General features: G+C 66.4%; 1 protein-coding gene. It reads left to right on the forward strand.

Features of this window, described 5'->3' with window-relative positions; genetic code table 11:
* Nucleotides 1–551: condensation domain-containing protein (locus A5688_RS08575; protein ID WP_131812440.1), on the forward strand; the 551-nt coding region annotated here is incomplete at both ends.

The raw sequence follows: 551 nt of genomic DNA on the forward strand, positions 1-551 counted from the left end.
CGGCTGATCGCGGCCATCAATGCCGCTGTGGATGAAGGCCTTTCGGTGCGTGCGGTGTTCGAGGCACCGACGGTGGCCCAGCTGGCGCCGCGGATCGGCGAGGGCACCGATCGAGGGCAGCCCCTGGTGGCGGGGGAGCGGCCGGCGGTGGTTCCGTTGTCGTTTGCCCAGAACCGGTTGTGGTTCCTCGACCAGTTCCAAGGGCCGTCACCGGTCTACAACATGGCCGCGGCCTTGCGGCTGCAAGGACCCGTAGATGCTGATGCGCTGAGCGCGGCCTTCGCCGATGTGGTGGCTCGGCACGAAAGCCTGCGTACGCTGTTCCCGGCGCCCGAGGGCACACCCCAACAAGTGGTGGTGCCGGTTGAGCGGGCCGATGTCGGGTGGCAGGTCGTCGATGCCAGCGGTTGGCCGACACCGCGGTTGAACGAAGCCATCGACTCTGCGGCCCATCACCCGTTTGATCTGGCTGCCGAGATCCCGTTGCGGGCAACGCTATTCCGCGTCACCGACGATGAGCATGTGTTGGTGGTGGTGGTGCATCATATCGT

The sequence above is a fragment of the Mycobacterium mantenii genome (assembly GCF_001667865.1).
GTDB lineage: Bacteria > Actinomycetota > Actinomycetes > Mycobacteriales > Mycobacteriaceae > Mycobacterium > Mycobacterium mantenii_A.